Origin of the sequence: Microbacterium sp. HMWF026 (assembly GCF_003061325.1) — a bacterium.
Classification (GTDB): domain Bacteria; phylum Actinomycetota; class Actinomycetes; order Actinomycetales; family Microbacteriaceae; genus Microbacterium; species Microbacterium testaceum_E.
The window spans coordinates 1-2,088 of record NZ_QAJB01000395.1; the positions used below are offsets into that span (position 1 = coordinate 1).

The 2,088-nt window shown below is 66.8% G+C and carries 3 protein-coding genes and 1 pseudogene; all 4 read left to right on the forward strand.

The genetic code is table 11. The features are described from left to right. Positions 1-75 precede the first annotated feature (75 nt). The gene (locus tag DBR36_RS14680) at positions 76-480 is read left to right on the forward strand and encodes a four-helix bundle copper-binding protein (RefSeq protein WP_108320501.1); all 405 of its coding nucleotides are present in this window, start codon (positions 76-78) and stop codon (positions 478-480) included. Positions 481-588: 108 nt separating this feature from the next. Next, positions 589-1,041: a DUF6153 family protein gene (locus DBR36_RS14685; RefSeq protein WP_108320502.1), complete on the forward strand. Its 453-nt coding sequence runs from the start codon at positions 589-591 to the stop codon at positions 1,039-1,041. Between the two features lie 89 nt (positions 1,042-1,130). Next, positions 1,131-1,736, forward strand: coding sequence for a DUF305 domain-containing protein (locus DBR36_RS14690; RefSeq protein ID WP_108320503.1), 606 nt, complete (start codon positions 1,131-1,133; stop codon positions 1,734-1,736). Positions 1,737-1,800: 64 nt separating this feature from the next. Further along, positions 1,801-2,088: pseudogene (locus DBR36_RS14695) on the forward strand (hypothetical protein); the annotation flags it as partial.

Below are 2,088 nucleotides of genomic sequence, written 5' to 3' on the forward strand. Positions count from 1 at the left end.
CCCCCGAATCGTCCCCGTCGCCCGCTCGTATCGTGGCAGGCGCCGGGGACGGTCCCCGGGAAAGGACCAGCGAACATGACTGCTATCGATCAGATGCTCACTACTCACCCCAAGGCCGCGTCCATTGAGGCCGCGGACGTACTCGCCCGCTGCATTGAGGCCTGCATCGAATGCGCGCAGACCTGCACCGCGTGTGCCGACGCGTGCCTGTCAGAAGACATGGTGGCCGAGCTGGTGACGTGCATCACCAAAAACGCCAACTGCGCCGACATCTGCACCGCGACCGGTGCGGTGCTTTCTCGACAGACGACGGTGGACGTCGAGGTGGTTCGCGCTGTTGTGGAGGCATGCCGCACCGCGTGCGCCGCGTGCGCGCAGGAATGCGAGCAGCACGCCGACATGCACGAGCACTGCCGGGTCTGCGCAGAGGCATGCCGCCGCTGCGAGCAGGCGTGCAACGACCTCCTCGCGGCGTTGTAACCCACCAGTTCCCGTCACCCACTCGCGGGCAAAGCGCGCGTTGGCCGTCAAGCGGCCCACCCGCCCTCGCCGGCGAAAGTTAGCCTAGAAACCGACCAGGAGGTGAAGATGTCGCTGATTACCCTCGCGCAGCATGTGCGTGGCCAGCGTGCATTCACCCGCACCCTGCTGATGGTGATCGCTGTAACCGGCGCCGTCATCGTGGGGCTCCTGGCAATGCACTCCCTCAACACCCACACCACCGCCTCCGGACATGGCGACACGGTGGCTGTCGCGGGAGAGGTATCGACCCATCACGATGCGTCGCCCCTCTCCGCCCAGCTGAACACGACCGCCGCCCACGACGACGGCTGCGGCGACTGTGGCGACGATCACGCCATGGCCTGGATGGCGTGCGTGTTGGCGCTGCTTGTCAGCGTGCTCGTGCTCGCACGTCACCGTATCGGGTGGCGCATTACCGTCCGAGACGACGTACTCCGCGCGGTACAGGCCCGGTGGCCCGCGCCCGCACAGATTGTCCCGCCACCTTCCCTCACGGTTCTCTGCATCAGTCGCACGTGATGACGCGTACGCCCGCCTTCCGCGCGGGCAACGCATCTTCCCGCACGACAACCGTCGTGCCTCATCACCGACCGATGGAGACAACCACCATGAAGACCCGCGCCGCGGCGACCGCCGCGTTCACTCTCGCCGCCCTGCTCACTCTCGCCGGATGCTCCGGCGGGACCACCTCGGGCGGCAGCATGCCCGGAATGGACCACGGCAGCAGCAGCAGTGCTAGCCCCGCGCAGTCCGCGGACGCCAACGAGGCGGACGTCATGTTCGCCAGCATGATGATCGAGCACCACACTCAAGCGATCGAGATGTCCGACACGCTCCTGTCGAAAGACGGCATCGACGAGCGCGTCACCGCCCTGGCGGAGCAGATCAAGGCCGCTCAAGAGCCTGAAATTGCGACCATGGAAGGGTGGCTCGAGGACTGGGGAGCCACCTCCTCCGACATGGGCGGCATGGACCACAGCGGCGGCGGCATGATGAGCGAGGACGACATGCAGGCCCTCGAGCAGGCCACCGGCACGGACGCCGCCCGACTGTTCCTTCAGCAGATGATCGAACACCACCGCGGCGCGATCGAGATGGCCCAGGAAGAGGCCAGCAACGGCCAGAACAGCGACGCCGTCGCCCTGGCCAACCAGATCGTCGAATCGCAGACGTCCGAAATCGCGACCATGGAGGAGCTTCTGGCAACTCTCTGATCACCCGGGTGGGGCGCGGAAAACCACCGCGCCCCACCACCCGATCAGACGAAACGCACCCCCAATGCAGCACCACCACACCAACCTCACCGCGCCGGGCTCCCGCACCCGCGCCTTGTCCTTGGTCACCCTCGTCCCCATGGTCGCGCTCGCTCTCGCAGGCTGCGCCGGTTCACCGTCCCTCACCGGTGACGACCACCCTGAGCAGCCGCTCACACACGTGCACGGCATCGTTGATGACCCCGCCACCGATGGGTTCCTTATCGGAACCCACGAGGGCATCTTCACCGTCACCCGTGACGGTGAGCTGGGCGCCCGCCTGGCGAAGACGGACTTCGACGCGATGGGCCTG

Coding starts and splice junctions, on each gene's coding strand:
- DBR36_RS14680 (WP_108320501.1), top strand. CDS start 76: ATGACTGCTATCGATCAGATGCTCACTACTCACCCCAAGGCCGCGTCC.
- DBR36_RS14685 (WP_108320502.1), top strand. CDS start 589: ATGTCGCTGATTACCCTCGCGCAGCATGTGCGTGGCCAGCGTGCATTC.
- DBR36_RS14690 (WP_108320503.1), top strand. CDS start 1,131: ATGAAGACCCGCGCCGCGGCGACCGCCGCGTTCACTCTCGCCGCCCTG.